Here is a 13,123-nt window from a genome sequence, read left to right on the forward strand (position 1 = left end):
TAAACTCTATTCAATTCTAATTAAAACTGGTTTTTTAAGACTAGGTGTTGAATACACTGCTTCTCCGGGCTCCATGTATGGAATAACACTCACCAAGTCCTGGTCTAAATACAGTGATTTCTCGATGACTTCAAGGTCTTGTTTTGATTTAACAGCGTGTATTATTTTTGTATTAGTATTCATTGAAACGTCATCTACTAGTTGACTAATTGACTGTGAAACAATTATTAATCCAACACCAAACTTTCTTATTTCTCTCAGCATTTCACAAATAGGTTTTACTGGTTGGATCTTTGAGAGGTAGTTGTAGGCTTCTTCTAAGACCACGAGTAGATTTTTCTCTCTACCGGGATTTGAAGGAGCGATTCGTTTTAATAAGAAAGAAGCATATAGTCGTCTAATACTGACATCTCTTATTCTAGCTAGATCTACAATAACTGGTTTACTCGTTAAACCAAGAGATTTTAAATCACTCTTTCCCCTTGCTTCAAAGAGCGTGGAATTGTTTTCTCTTACTAGTAAACTCAATCGTCTATGAAGTGAGAGTTTTGTTTCTCTCATCCAATTGGACTCCTCGGGGTAGGATTCAATGTAGTCTAGTAAGAAGTTTATTGATTTAACTACATTGGTGTTTCTACGTAGTATTTTCTCTAATAGATATTCTTGTGGTGGAGTTAAATCGAGAATACTTGATAAAACACTTATATCGTCTGGGTCTCCTGTAAACAATGCTACTGGGTTATCGTATGGATCTATGTATTCATAGTCTTGTAGTAGACTAGTGTATTCACCATGCCAGTCGAGAACTACTACTTTTAATCCTAGTTTTTCAGAAGCTCTTTTTGTAATTAGTGCCGCTGTATGTGATTTTCCAGAGCCCGTTGTACCAGTTATTAATACATGTCTATACAAGTCGTTTTTATAGAGTTTTGCTGTGTGTAATGGTATAGTATTCAGTATTTTTCCAATAACTACATACTCTTCTTTTGAATCGACTTCTAGTGGAATTATTTGACTTGGATATTTGACTCTATATTCAAGAATGACTGGTGTTGTAAATCCATAGGGTTTTCGTCTTAGAAAAAATTCTTGAGTCCTATGGTGATATTTCTAATTAAGCTGTCACTTGCTTCTTCAACATCTAGTGTTTTGAAATTGGATTTTACAAGTGTTGTAATTAAATGAGCTTCGCTAGAAGCCCTCTCTAAACTACTACTCTTTATAATAATTAATCCTTTTACATCACCGCTACTTATCTTCGACGTTGTAATGTATTCTACATCGCTTACTAATTGAGACCTTGTTTTAAGGAATTCGCCGAGTTTTTTCAATTCTTCTTCTACATCTCTTTCACTACTTGTTGTTCTATAAATTCTGAGGACTACTATTGAGTTATTCATGATTACACCTATAGTTAGAGTAGGGTAGATATAAGTGGGAGCTGAGTGATAGTTTTCTAGTGTTGATGTTGGTTAAATAAAAGAAATCTAGTATGTTGCCCCTACATATACATGGTCTAGTTCTTTGAGTTCTAGTTTATTCTTGCTTTTAATTACTACGAGGAATCCATGTAGTGAAATAACTACTCTGTATATATCTCCTAGTTGTGTATTTGAGACAACATAGCCGTGTGCGCAGAAGTAGTGTTTCATACACTCGTCTTTAGAGTTTGTGATTTCTAGTGTTATTTTACTCTCTTTTCTAGGTATATTGACTACTTCTGCGTGTAGTTCTATTTCTACTTCGTAGTCACTACACGTTGTTTTTACTCTGTAAACTCTTGGTATTCTAAGTGGTGTTACATCAACTACACTACATTCAAACAGCACTTTCTACACCTTTACAACTCATTAATTAAACCTTGTAAAAATATAGCTTAAGTGTATTAAAAACATCGGGGTGAGTAATGTGTCGGTATCTGAAGCTTCAAGGAGGCTGGTTCAAGAACTATCAGCGGTCTTAGATAGAAAAGTCAAGATTACCTTGGAGAATGGAAAGACATACGAGGGAGTACTAGTAGGTTTTGATCATCCTTCACTAAACATACTACTAAGAGACGCTGTTGACAACACGGGAGCAAGGTATTCTAAAATACTCGTTAAAGGAGAGAAAATAGTTGAAATACTAATGCTTGAAGAACCATTATTTGACCCAGAAGAATTCAAAGAATTGCTTTTGAGAGAAATGAAAATACAAGAACACGCTGTTAGAATACTCCCAGAGATCAGAGCTGTTGAAGTACTGGGAAGATATAGAGTCAGCGAAGAAGGAGTAATGGGCTCTGGACCAATGGCTGAAACACTCTACAGTCTATTCAAGAAGTACATGGAGCAAAAGAAAAAGAAGATGTAGGGTTTAATAGAATTGTTTGAAACTAAAACAAGAGATTTAGGGGGTAGAATAGGGAAACTCGCAACTAGACATGGATACCTTGAAACTCCTTTTTTATTTCCAGTAGTTGATCCTACTAGGCAAACACCAAGTCTCGAAGTACTTAAACAACTAGGTTTTAACGGCTTTATAACAAATGCATACTTGTTCTACAAGAGAAATAAAGGAGTCGCTAAAAAGATTCATAGAGAATTCCAGTGGAATAATGTAATAATGACTGATTCGGGTGGATATCAAGTACTAGTATATGGAGGCGTCGAAGTAGATAATAAAACAATTGTTTCATACGAGAAGGAAATAGAAACAGATATAGCAGTAATACTCGACATACCAACTGGTACTAGAATGACTTATAGTGAAGCACTAGATGCAGTAGAAGAGACTTATCGAAGAGGTATTGAAGCCCTTCCATGGATAATAGACTCGGATCAATTGTGGGTATATCCTGTTCAAGGAGCTCCATACCGTGAACTACTAGTTAAAGCTGCAATACAGGCACGTAGACTCCCATATGATATATACGCTGTTGGCTCACCCACAGTTATGTTGGAGAAATACAAGTATTCTAAACTCGTAGAACTAGTAGTTACAGCGCGTATGATTCTACCTCCAAGCAAGCCTATACACGTGTTTGGAGTAGGGCACCCCATGATAATACCGTTTCTCGTCGCGGCTGGAGGAGACCTCTTTGACTCAGCTAGCTACATACTCTATGCTCGTGATGGAAGATACATGCTTGAAACAGGTACAAAGCATATTAGAGACCTCGAGTACTTCCCCTGTAACTGCCCGGTTTGTTCAAGGTATACTCCACGAGAACTACTAGAAATGCCCGAGAATAAGAGAGTAGAACTACTAGCACTCCACAACCTATACGTCTTGGCGAGAGAAATTAAAACAGTTAAACAAGCAATTAAAGAAGGAAGGCTCTGGGAGCTCTTAGAGTATAGGTCGAGAGCACATCCATCACTATACGAGGCCTTTAATGTATTGAAGAAGTATGCACACTATCTTGAAAAATACTCTCCACGAGTAAATCCTGGTGGTAAAGCACTTCTCGTTAATACATTTGAGTCGCTTGTAAACCCCAAGGCTAGTGTAAATATAGATAGGAGTATTGAAATAGCGAAGAGTAGAGTGAGAGGTAGACACGTAGTTTTAATTCCAGCTTATAAGAAGCCATATAATCAACAAGTAGAATTCGAGAAAATTAGAGATTTAATTGGAGAAAGAGGAGATGTAGTAGTCTTATTTATACATCCATATTTTGGATTGATGACGCCTGGTGTGGCTTCAACATATCCATTTTACCAACATGAAGCTAGATTAACAAAGAAGTCTATTAAACCACGTAGAATAGCAGAGTTGATTGAGAAAATACTTGATAGTGGAGCATCTAGCATTATCATAGTTGAAACTAGTTGGTTTAGTAAAAAGCTATTTGAATCGACTAAAACACTGCTTGGCTATTCCGATAGCGAGAAGGTCACTATATGTAGCTTAGACGAGATTTCTTCTCGGCTTCCTCCATAGCTTTTTCAATTCTCTCTTTTTCAGCCTCTATGGCCTCTATTATAGTTGCTTCTTCAATTAATCTCTGTATGTTTATTTCTACTCCTAGAATCTTCGAGATTACTTCTACGGCGACGGCGCTAGCTCTAGGGTCTGGTCTATAGGGTTCGGTGAATGGGAGTATTACTATGCCGTTTAATCCCTCTGCTTGTAGAAACATCATTGCTAGTGCTAGTGCACCAATAACATTTCTCTCTTCTAGGATCTTGGCGTCTAGTTTAATACTTGGATTGTTTATTGGTATCCACCTATACTGTTCGTTTGGTTCTTCTCGCAGGTCTTGGTTTAATCCACCAATTAAAATAGCTTCTCTTACTCTCCATTCTTTAACTAGTGAAACAAGGTGTTCTACGTAGGCTGTTTTCTCCCTGTCAACCGGCATTTCATTGTGTAAAACAATCAATACTTTTTTATCTCCTACTACTCCATGGTATACTTCAAATGGATAGCGAATACCTACATCTCTACTATACATTGTTACTTCTGGCATATACTTGGTTTTAATAAAGCCTATTCTCTTTAAATTCAATTCTCTAACTAAGTGTAGTGTAGTGAGGTAGCCAACTAGTCCAAATCCGTGAAAACCAGTGATTAATAGCGAGTCAGCTAGTTCTTCTCTTGAAATACTTGTTAGTGGAATAAACTTGATACTACTCATTGTTTAATAACACCCTCTCTAACTTTAACTGCTTCACCCCTATTATAATGAGTTATTTCCCAGCCGGATAGTTTAGCGCGTCCAACAGCTATTAGCGAACCTTTAAAGTCAACTACTAAGACTTCGTCTCCAGGTCTTATGTCGGGATCAGCCATTAATACGTGTTTAGAGAAGAGTGATCCTCCCCTGGCAACGAATTCAACATATGGTTCTTTGACATATACGCGTAGACGGGGATGTGGTAGTAGTTTATTGAGTGCATGAGCGGATGCAATATGTAGATTAAACCTGTAGTCACGAGATCTAAGTGATAAGTATTTCTCATTATCTAATAGTATAAAGCGAATTCTATTAGTGTTTACACTTACTACGACGTCTACATTATTGGGTATTAAGAGCTCTCCACGAATACCAAATTGAAACTCAGCTATTTCACGTAGTTCGTTGAGTTCCCATACTGTCGGTTTTCTCTTAATCAACTATGAATTCACCAGTATGTAATCAAGTAGTAGAGTGTTTTATTCGTGAATTAGAATTAGAGATAATTAGATTGAAAATAGCGGTCTAGGAGAAAAGAAGAGTGTGTAATACTATATTACTAATTGTGGAGATCTAGGTGTTTGATATAGTTGTTGCCATGAATCTCTCAAGTTCTTCTTGTTCTTTACTTTCTCAACGCCTTTCAACAAGTCGTTCATTGTTACATAGAGTCTATTTTCTCTTAGAGCAATATATCCAGCTTCTATAACTGCTAGTTTGATTTCAGCGCCGGTAAAGCCTTCTGTTATATCTGCTAGTAGCTCGTAGTCTACTTCTCCTTGTAGTTTGAGTTTTCTTGTGTGGATTTTGAATATCTCTATTCTCCCGTTTCTATTTGGTGGTGGTATTTCTATTATTCTATCAAATCTTCCAGGTCTAAGAATTGCTGGGTCTAGTACATCTATTCTATTTGTAGCGGCAATGATTTTTACACGGTCTAGTGGTTTAAATCCATCAATCTCTGCTAGTAGTTGCATTAGTGTTCTCTGTACTTCTCTTTCTCCACTAGTACCTATTTCTATTCTCTTAGCTGCTATAGCGTCTATTTCATCTATAAAGACTATAGCTGGTGCTTTCTTTCTAGCCAACTCGAATAATTCACGTACTATTCTCGCGCCTTCACCAATGAATTTCTGTACTAGTTCGCTTGCAACAAGAGATATAAAGGTTGCACCGCTCTCTCTTGCCACGGCTTTTGCTAGTAGTGTTTTACCGCATCCTGGTGGCCCGTAGAGTAGTACTCCTTTGGGTGGTTCAATACCTAGTTCTCTAAATAAATCTGGGTTTTTCAATGGTAGTTCAACTACTTCTCTTATTTCTCTAATTTGTTCTTCTAGTCCACCTATATCACTGTATCTTACATCGGGTTTTTCAACGACTTCCATTAATTGTACATAGGGGTCTGGGTATTCGGGGAGTACTTCAACTATTACAGAGCCTCTTTGACTAAGAGCTACACGTGTTCCTGGTTTAATCCTGGATTTATCAATGTGTTCTGCAATGTAGACTACTAGGTTTGGTCCATTATTGCTTTTTACAACTACTCTATTATCTGGTAGAACGTATTCTACAACTGCTTCTATGAGGGGAGGTGAAAGGAATTTATCCAACTCGGACTTGTAGTAGTTTAACTTCAATTGTAGTTTGCGTTTTTCTTCTTCTAATTCTTTAATTTTCATTTCAAGATATCTCAAGTAGTCTTCATCATTTTCCAATAAGGCATCAAGTATGTCCTTGTTTAAACTACTAGTTTTCTCTGGTTTATCATCCATGTTTGAAACCCATACATATAATAGCCTTTAAGAAATGTTTTAAGAAGCATGGGTGTTTGTAAATTGTCGTATTACTGTGAAATGTGTGGTAGAGAAATAGATGCTAGAGAGGCGAAGAAGGCTATAGTGGAAGGCTCGCTTCTAATTCTCTGTCCACAATGCTATACGAGGCTTTCAAAACAAGGTGTGGTTAAAGAACCACCTGTTCAAACACAGAGTAAACAAGTAAAACAAACACCTCCACCTAAACCACCGTCGAGGCCAGCTAGGAGACCCGAAGAATACGAAGTAGTTGAAGACTATGCAACTAGAATAAAAAATGCACGAGAGAAGCTTGGATGGAGTCAGGAGGTACTAGCTGTAAAAGTAGGTGAGAGTGTTAATACCATTAAGAGAATAGAAGCTGGAAAACTAAAACCAAGTATTGAATTAGCGAGAAAACTAGAGAGAATACTCGGTATTAAACTACTTGAACCAGTAGTCGAAGAAGGTGAATCTACTAGTAGAGCTAGTTCAAAAGACTATCTAACTATTGGAGACTTAATACGTTTAAACGAGGAAGAATAGGTAGGGATGGTATTTAATTGAAAGTAGTTGTTGTTTTACCACGTAAATACATGGATTACCTTGATGAAGAGCTAGCTCTCGTTAAAACAGTATATAGTGAAATAGTAGACTACATTGTAGTAAAAAACACTAATCCAAAAACCTATCTCTCCAGCGACAAACTAGAAAAACTGAGAGAACTAGATTTTGAAAAACTAGTCGTACTAGATAAACTAAAACCCTCGCAGTTCGTAAACATAGCTAGAGAAATACGTAGAGACGTAGTAGATAGAATACTATTAATACTCGAAATCTTTGCAAACCATGCTGGTTCTAGAGAAGCCCTTCTCCAAATAGAACTAGCTAGATTAAAACACATGCTACCACTAGTCAAAGAAGCAATTAGATATGCTAAACTAGGTGAAATGCATGGTTTCCTGGGTGCAGGTAGATATGGATACGAGAAATACTATACTATGTTGAAGAAGAGAGAAGCTAGAATACGCCGAGAAATAGAGAGACTAAGAGAAACTAGGAGCATTAGGAGAAAGTCGCGGATTGAAGCTGGACTACCACACGTAGCAATTGTTGGATATACATGCGCGGGTAAAACCAGTTTATTCAATTTACTCACAGGGCTCTCGAAACCCGTTGGACCAGAGCCATTTACAACTATTACTCCTAAATCATATAGAGTTGTATATAGAGATCTAAGCTTTATATTAACAGACACTGTTGGATTTATAAGAGATATTCCACCAGAGATAATAGAGTCATTTTATGCAACACTCGAAGAAGTATCAGATGCTGATTTAATTATAAACATCGTTGATGCTTCTAAGAGAATAAACGACATAGTACTTGAAATAGAAACCGGTAGGGAAATCATGAGGAAAATAGGTGTACACAACAAGCCAATTATCTATGTCCTCAATAAAATAGACCTTGTACCCTCAATAGATAAAGTAGTTGAAGCCGTAGTTGAAAAAACACAAATAGATAGAGAAGCAGTGATTACGATTTCATGTAGTAAAAAGATAAACATTGAGAAATTACTAGACCGGATATATAATAGTTTAAAGGGTGTCGCAAGTGGAGCAGTCTCAACGGAGAGTATTCGTACTTAGATATGGTCACAGACCTGGTAGAGACAAGAGAATAACAACACATACACTACTAGTAGCCAGAGCTTTTGGAGCACACGGCTTTATACTTGGAGATGTAGTTGACGAAGCTATACAAAAAGCATATTTAAAAGTCATAGAGACATGGGGAGGAAGCATGTTTTTTGAAATGGGTATTAACTCTGAAAAGTATTGTTTAGAGTGGAAGAAAAACAATGGAGCGATAATACACTTAACAATGTATGGACTACACATAGACGACGTAATAGAAGAAATAAAGAAAGAACCCCGCGACCTACTAGTAGTTATAGGGGCAAAGAAAGTACCTGGGTTTTTCTATGAAATAGCAGATTACAACGTAGCAATTGGAAACCAACCACACTCTGAAGTAGCAGCACTAGCAGTCTTCTTAGATAGACTATACGAGGGAAGAGAACTACACATGAAATTCCCCGGTGCAAAAATAGAAGTTATTCCATCTCTACGGGGTAAACGAGTTAAAAGATTGACTTAATTCCCTAATCCATAAACCAGTATATACCAGTATATACTTCAATTATCTCTTCTAAATCCTCTAGTTGAACTCGCATATAGGTATTTATAGCGTATATTGCTACGTGTCAATTATAGTCTCTTATTCTATAATGTAATGTTTTCTTGATTGACTATTCTTGACACGTGTAAAATATTTAAAGGGGATTTAGAATAGTAGTAATACGGTGAGACACATGTCAAAAAATGATTTAGAAGTTAAAAAAGAAGCATTGAAGAACCTATTAAAAGCAATTCATGGAGGCATTCATCCAAACGAGTTAAAAGCGGAATTTAGAGAAATACTAGCCAAGACTTCACCAATAGATATAGTAATGATCGAGCAAGAACTCGTTAAAGAAGGCGTTCCAATAAGCGATATATTAAAACTGTGTGATTTACACGTTGAGTTGTTTAGAGAATTCCTAGCTAGTAGAGAGCTCTTAAACGTGCCGAGAGGCCACCCAATAGACTTGTTAATGAAGGAAAACGAGTGGATACTTAAACAAGCAGAAGCACTGGGTATTTACGCTCAGGCAATACAGAGTTCTAGAGACCCAGCTGAAGCTAGACAATACATCAATACAGTTAGACTGGTTTTGATAGAGCTCAAAAAGATAAGAATACACTATAGAAAAATCCAGATGTTGATATTTCCATATCTTGAAAGAAGAGGTATTATAGCGGTACCTAGAGTTCTATGGGGCCGCGAAGACAATGCAATAACGAAAATTAGAAGTGTTTTACAAGAACTTGAAAAACCAATAGAAACAAGTAGCCGAGAGTGGTTGTCGAGGTTATCGTCTCAACTACTAGAGTTATCTAGAGAGATCTCAGAGCTTGTATTTAGAGAAAATAAAATACTGTATCCAGCAGTCTATGCATTATTCTCGGAGGGTGAATGGGCTGCAATAGCAGAAATAGCTGATGAAATGGGCTACATCGTCGATGTTGGTGTAAGAGAGTGGAGGCCTAGTGCTAAGCCAGTTTATCCATACGAGCTTCAGGTTTCTATAACACAAGAGCAACTCGAGAAACTACCTGGAGAGTTTAGAACTATAGTTGAAAAAAGCGGATTGCAACCAGATACCTATAGTGTTAGACGTGAGGGAGATATAGAGCTTGAAACAGGCTTTCTAACACCAGAAGAAATAGATGGGATATTTAGGTCTCTACCAATTGAAGTAACATATGCTGATGTAAACGATCGTGTGAGATTCTTCTCTGAGAGCGAGGTCTCAGGTGGATTTGTAAGAACTAAAACTATTCTTGGTAGAAAAATACCCTTCTGCCATCCACCTAGACTAGAAAACTATGTAATGCGAAATGTAGAAGCAGTTAAAAAAGGAGAATTTAAATACCGCGAGTTCTGGACGAGACAAGGTGATAGAATTATTAGAGTATTGATTGTCCCTGTAAAGAGTAGAGATGGAAGATTACTGGGAACACTCGAAATAGTTGAAGACCTAACAGAGATTATAAACAACCCTGACGAAGTAAAAAAGAAGATAGTGGTGTTGTAGAATTGAAGAGTATTTTTGAATTCGCAGCGAAGCACATGGAGCCCTCATTGAAGAAAACACTTGTTCTCAAACTGCTCGAAAGAAACATTGATAAAACATATATCTCAAAATGCCTTGATATCTCTCCATCTCTAGTAACGAGATATGTAAAAGGTGAGAGGGGACTACACGATCTATCAGTTATAAGCGAGGTCAATGAAGCACTCGAAGAACTAGCTATAAAAATAGCGGAGAGAAAGCTCTGTGGCCTCGATGTATACAAGGAGATAGCTAGGTTAACGATCTATGTTTTATACAAGAAGTATGCTTGTGGAATCCACTATCTAGCCACACGAGACGTCAACCCTGCAACATGCAATATTTGTCAAACTCTATTCCGAGACATTTTTCTCAAGTAGTTTTTACACACAATTATTGATAAGAATATTACTTAGATTATTTGGAGAGAAGAGTGATTCGACACGCCTTCTGGTCTAAAACCTATTTGCATATTGAAAGCGTGTTTCTTAATACTATACCTAACCTATTATGTAATACGAGTACGAGGCGTGGAGTTACATGGCCTCCTGAAGACTCTAGTGGTTTCTAGGACTATTAAGAAGTAGTGTTAAAGAAGTGCGGCGGCCGGGATTTGAACCCGGGATCTCCGGCTTGGAGGGCCGGCGTCCTAGTCCAGGCTAGACGACCGCCGCCTCCTCTCTATATCTAGTTTAGTCATGGTTTATAAGTCTCTACTATTAGTGTCTAGTATGGTGATGAAAAGAGGGTCTTGTGAGTATTTCTGCGATGAAGACCGCTGGAAATACTGATTAATACTTGTTTTCTTCGAGATATTTACTTGCTTCTTCAAGGTCTTTAAAGGTGTCTATTGCCTTCCAGAATACGCTAGTGTATCTCACTGCTCCTAGTACTCCATCCCGCGCCATTGCCGGGAAGGCTGTTTTCTCCAAGTCTCCTTTCTCTGGGAAGTACTTTAGAGCATTTGGTTTCATAGCGTATACTCCAGCATTAATCCAGTAGTCTTTAATCAATGGTTTTTCAATAAAGCCTTTAACCATGTCTCCATCGAGTTCTAGAATGCCGTAGGGGCTTGGTAGAGGTATAGTAGCTATTGCAGCGAGGAGATTGCTTTTCTCGACTTTTTCTACTAGGAGTAGTGGATTGAGATTAGTCAATATATCTCCATTTAACACGAGGAAGACGTCTTCCTTGCTCAAAATATGTTCTGCGTTTTTAATTGCACCACCTGTGCCAAGGGGTTCATCTTCGACGACATAAGTTATTCTAACTCCATATCGAGACCCGCTTCCAAAATGCTCAATTATCTTTTCTTTCTTGTAGCCAACGAGTAAAACTATTTCGTTAAAACCGTGTTTTTTAAGCCATTCAATCTGGTATTCGAGGAGTGGTTTTCCCGCCACTGGAATCATTGGTTTAGGATACTCCTCGGTGAAAGGCCTCAATCTCTTTCCAAATCCACCGGCGAGTATTGCGGCGAGCAATATGACCACCATGTATAAATAGTGTATTAAAGTATATATGTGTAAAAGAAGAGTGTTTTTGCCAAGCCTACTTTGAAATATTCTCTGGCTAGCTGGGGGAAAGGATATTAAACCCCTCATAAAACTATATAATTTCAGAGGCCGCCGTAGCTCAGCTGGGAGAGCGCCCGGCTGAAGACCGGGATGTCCGGGGTTCAAGTCCCCGCGGCGGCATCTCTCCTTGAAAACAATCTATATGTTTATTAAATCCACTGGATTTATGTCTCATTGTAAGGATTAATGGTGTGCTTTATGGCTATTAAACGAGTAGTATTAGTACCTATGACCACGCTTGGAGTAACAGAGTACATTGAGACGCTTAGAGACGAGGTTTCAAAAACTCTCAGTGAAATAGGGCTTGGAGAACTAGACGTTCTAGTATGGCCCGATGTAGTTAAACCACCTATGAAGTGTTTTGACTGGGATAGAGTACAATATAATGCTGGCTGTATAGCAAAATACCTACGTGATTTATTCCAGGTTATTGGAGTGGTAGAATCTAGTTTAATTATTGGAATTGGATATTTAGACGGCTATGAATACGGCTACAACTTTGTTTTCGGCGAGGCCGTTAGAGAATACAATGTAGCAGTTGTCTTTACGAAGAGGCTGAAGCCAGAGTTTTACGGTGAACAAGCGAGTTATGATTTATACTATGAAAGACTTGTTAAAGAAATACTACACGAGCTAGGACACTTATTGAATCTAGGACATTGTAGCAATCATTGTGTTATGAGGTTTAGTAATAGTGTTAGAGAAGTAGATGAAAAACCCAAAACCTATTGTGACGAGTGTGGTGTTAAAGCAAGGAGTTATATATCTAGTACGAAGTAGGCAAACCACTCACTCTCTGTTTTAAGTATTCTCATTAAACTATAAGTTGGAGATTTAACTTCTACACGTGCATCGTGTTTCTCAGGGTTGAATTCTTCACAACGCGCTGTCGCTGTTATTGTATAGTTTAATTCGTCACCTGTTTTTCTAATAGTGAATTCCTCGATACTTATTTTTCCACATACAAGGTTTTCACTATAGTAGAGAATTAATAGTTCTTCAAGCCACTTGTAGAGAAGGCTTTCAAGGTCAAATCCCTCAGCAACCACTCTCTTTGTAATTACTCCCTCTATTCTCCTCGTATCGGTCATTGTATCAAACAAAGCGATTCCACTATTCTCAAATAACTCGACGATATTCTTTCCACGTGCTCTAATATATACGTCTCCCGTGTGTTCTAGTGAATCGTATACTCCAGGTAGAGAGTAGATTACTTTCTCCTCGCTGGTCATTGTAAAGCACCCTCCAATAAAACACTAAGTAGCATGTGTTTAATTATTTTCTGGGTGTGACAAACATAGATTCAAAAATACCTACTTCTAGTAGTAATGTTTTTAATACCCTATAGTCAAAGTATTTACTACCAAGATGG

At 37.7% G+C, this 13,123-nt stretch carries 16 protein-coding genes and 2 tRNA genes; 9 read left to right on the plus strand and 9 right to left on the minus strand.

Features of this window, described 5'->3' with window-relative positions; translation table 11 throughout:
• Positions 1–6 precede the first annotated feature (6 nt).
• The 3 genes from ACZ5YP_RS04510 to ACZ5YP_RS04520 all read right to left on the minus strand — a co-directional run bounded on the left by ACZ5YP_RS04510 (position 7) and on the right by ACZ5YP_RS04520 (position 1,829).
• The gene (locus ACZ5YP_RS04510; protein WP_464834583.1) at positions 7–912 is read right to left on the minus strand and encodes an ATP-binding protein; all 906 of its coding nucleotides are present in this window, start codon (positions 910–912) and stop codon (positions 7–9) included.
• Positions 913–1,076: 164 nt separating this feature from the next.
• Entirely contained in the window at positions 1,077–1,400 is a 324-nt protein-coding gene (locus tag ACZ5YP_RS04515; RefSeq protein WP_464834584.1) for a hypothetical protein, read from the minus strand.
• 87 nt (positions 1,401–1,487) lie between these two features.
• Entirely contained in the window at positions 1,488–1,829 is a 342-nt protein-coding gene (locus tag ACZ5YP_RS04520) for a DNA-directed RNA polymerase subunit G (protein ID WP_464834585.1), read from the minus strand.
• A gap of 79 nt (positions 1,830–1,908) precedes the next feature.
• Here ACZ5YP_RS04520 and ACZ5YP_RS04525 point away from each other — a divergent pair, with 79 nt between their 5' ends.
• Together ACZ5YP_RS04525 and tgtA are read left to right on the plus strand one after the other, a co-directional pair.
• Complete coding sequence (locus tag ACZ5YP_RS04525) at positions 1,909–2,352, plus strand: Lsm family RNA-binding protein (protein ID WP_464834586.1); 444 nt, start codon at positions 1,909–1,911, stop codon at positions 2,350–2,352.
• A 12-nt stretch (positions 2,353–2,364) separates the two neighbouring features.
• A complete protein-coding gene (tgtA, locus tag ACZ5YP_RS04530; protein WP_464834587.1) occupies positions 2,365–3,924 on the plus strand; it encodes a tRNA guanosine(15) transglycosylase TgtA in 1,560 nt (519 codons plus the stop codon).
• Here the strand turns inward: tgtA and ACZ5YP_RS04535 are convergent.
• The 3 genes from ACZ5YP_RS04535 to ACZ5YP_RS04545 form a co-directional block, all read right to left on the minus strand.
• Positions 3,881–4,621, minus strand: a complete 741-nt coding sequence (locus tag ACZ5YP_RS04535; protein ID WP_464834588.1) for a proteasome assembly chaperone family protein — start codon at positions 4,619–4,621, stop codon at positions 3,881–3,883. The genes tgtA and ACZ5YP_RS04535 overlap by 44 nt on opposite strands.
• Positions 4,618–5,100, minus strand: a complete 483-nt coding sequence (locus ACZ5YP_RS04540) for a PUA domain-containing protein (RefSeq protein ID WP_464834589.1) — start codon at positions 5,098–5,100, stop codon at positions 4,618–4,620. The genes ACZ5YP_RS04535 and ACZ5YP_RS04540 overlap by 4 nt, the downstream gene beginning before the upstream one ends.
• 111 nt (positions 5,101–5,211) lie before the next feature.
• Complete coding sequence (locus ACZ5YP_RS04545; protein WP_464834590.1) at positions 5,212–6,432, minus strand: proteasome-activating nucleotidase; 1,221 nt, start codon at positions 6,430–6,432, stop codon at positions 5,212–5,214.
• Between the two features lie 63 nt (positions 6,433–6,495).
• Here ACZ5YP_RS04545 and ACZ5YP_RS04550 point away from each other — a divergent pair, with 63 nt between their 5' ends.
• The 5 genes from ACZ5YP_RS04550 to ACZ5YP_RS04570 all read left to right on the plus strand — a co-directional run bounded on the left by ACZ5YP_RS04550 (position 6,496) and on the right by ACZ5YP_RS04570 (position 10,554).
• Complete coding sequence (locus ACZ5YP_RS04550) at positions 6,496–6,999, plus strand: multiprotein bridging factor aMBF1 (protein WP_464834591.1); 504 nt, start codon at positions 6,496–6,498, stop codon at positions 6,997–6,999.
• Between the two features lie 17 nt (positions 7,000–7,016).
• On the plus strand, positions 7,017–8,105 hold the full coding sequence (gene hflX, locus ACZ5YP_RS04555; RefSeq protein ID WP_464834592.1) for a GTPase HflX: 1,089 nt from the start codon (positions 7,017–7,019) through the stop codon (positions 8,103–8,105).
• Positions 8,071–8,616, plus strand: a complete 546-nt coding sequence (locus tag ACZ5YP_RS04560) for a tRNA (cytidine(56)-2'-O)-methyltransferase (protein WP_464834593.1) — start codon at positions 8,071–8,073, stop codon at positions 8,614–8,616. The genes hflX and ACZ5YP_RS04560 overlap by 35 nt, the downstream gene beginning before the upstream one ends.
• A 214-nt stretch (positions 8,617–8,830) precedes the next feature.
• The gene (locus ACZ5YP_RS04565) at positions 8,831–10,156 is read left to right on the plus strand and encodes a DUF438 domain-containing protein (protein ID WP_464834594.1); all 1,326 of its coding nucleotides are present in this window, start codon (positions 8,831–8,833) and stop codon (positions 10,154–10,156) included.
• A gap of 2 nt (positions 10,157–10,158) precedes the next feature.
• Positions 10,159–10,554 carry a transcriptional regulator gene (locus ACZ5YP_RS04570; RefSeq protein ID WP_464834595.1) on the plus strand — a complete coding sequence of 132 codons (396 nt, stop codon included), beginning with the start codon at positions 10,159–10,161 and terminating at the stop codon, positions 10,552–10,554.
• A 218-nt stretch (positions 10,555–10,772) separates the two neighbouring features.
• On the opposite strand, the gene ACZ5YP_RS04575 is transcribed toward ACZ5YP_RS04570, so the two are convergent.
• Together ACZ5YP_RS04575 and ACZ5YP_RS04580 are read right to left on the minus strand one after the other, a co-directional pair.
• Positions 10,773–10,848 (minus strand) — tRNA-Gly (locus tag ACZ5YP_RS04575).
• A 117-nt stretch (positions 10,849–10,965) separates the two neighbouring features.
• Positions 10,966–11,658: a nucleotidyltransferase family protein gene (locus tag ACZ5YP_RS04580; protein ID WP_464834596.1), complete on the minus strand. Its 693-nt coding sequence runs from the start codon at positions 11,656–11,658 to the stop codon at positions 10,966–10,968.
• A 140-nt stretch (positions 11,659–11,798) separates the two neighbouring features.
• Here ACZ5YP_RS04580 and ACZ5YP_RS04585 point away from each other — a divergent pair.
• Both ACZ5YP_RS04585 and ACZ5YP_RS04590 read left to right on the plus strand, forming a co-directional pair.
• Positions 11,799–11,871 (plus strand) — tRNA-Phe (locus ACZ5YP_RS04585).
• Between the two features lie 78 nt (positions 11,872–11,949).
• The gene (locus ACZ5YP_RS04590) at positions 11,950–12,531 is read left to right on the plus strand and encodes an archaemetzincin family Zn-dependent metalloprotease (RefSeq protein WP_464834597.1); all 582 of its coding nucleotides are present in this window, start codon (positions 11,950–11,952) and stop codon (positions 12,529–12,531) included.
• On the opposite strand, the gene ACZ5YP_RS04595 is transcribed toward ACZ5YP_RS04590, so the two are convergent.
• Complete coding sequence (locus ACZ5YP_RS04595; RefSeq protein WP_464834598.1) at positions 12,510–12,983, minus strand: archease; 474 nt, start codon at positions 12,981–12,983, stop codon at positions 12,510–12,512. The two genes, ACZ5YP_RS04590 and ACZ5YP_RS04595, sit on opposite strands and share 22 nt — an antisense overlap.
• Between the last annotated feature and the right edge of the window lie 140 nt (positions 12,984–13,123).

This window comes from Sulfophobococcus zilligii, assembly GCF_055398255.1.

What these genes read in the sequence shown, in the direction of transcription:
- ACZ5YP_RS04565 (WP_464834594.1), top strand. Translation starts at nt 8,831, where the DNA reads ATGTCAAAAAATGATTTAGAAGTTAAAAAAGAAGCATTGAAGAACCTA.
- ACZ5YP_RS04545 (WP_464834590.1), bottom strand. Translation starts at nt 6,432, where the DNA reads ATGGATGATAAACCAGAGAAAACTAGTAGTTTAAACAAGGACATACTT.
- ACZ5YP_RS04515 (WP_464834584.1), bottom strand. Translation starts at nt 1,400, where the DNA reads ATGAATAACTCAATAGTAGTCCTCAGAATTTATAGAACAACAAGTAGT.
- ACZ5YP_RS04535 (WP_464834588.1), bottom strand. Translation starts at nt 4,621, where the DNA reads ATGAGTAGTATCAAGTTTATTCCACTAACAAGTATTTCAAGAGAAGAA.
- ACZ5YP_RS04590 (WP_464834597.1), top strand. Translation starts at nt 11,950, where the DNA reads ATGGCTATTAAACGAGTAGTATTAGTACCTATGACCACGCTTGGAGTA.
- ACZ5YP_RS04595 (WP_464834598.1), bottom strand. Translation starts at nt 12,983, where the DNA reads ATGACCAGCGAGGAGAAAGTAATCTACTCTCTACCTGGAGTATACGAT.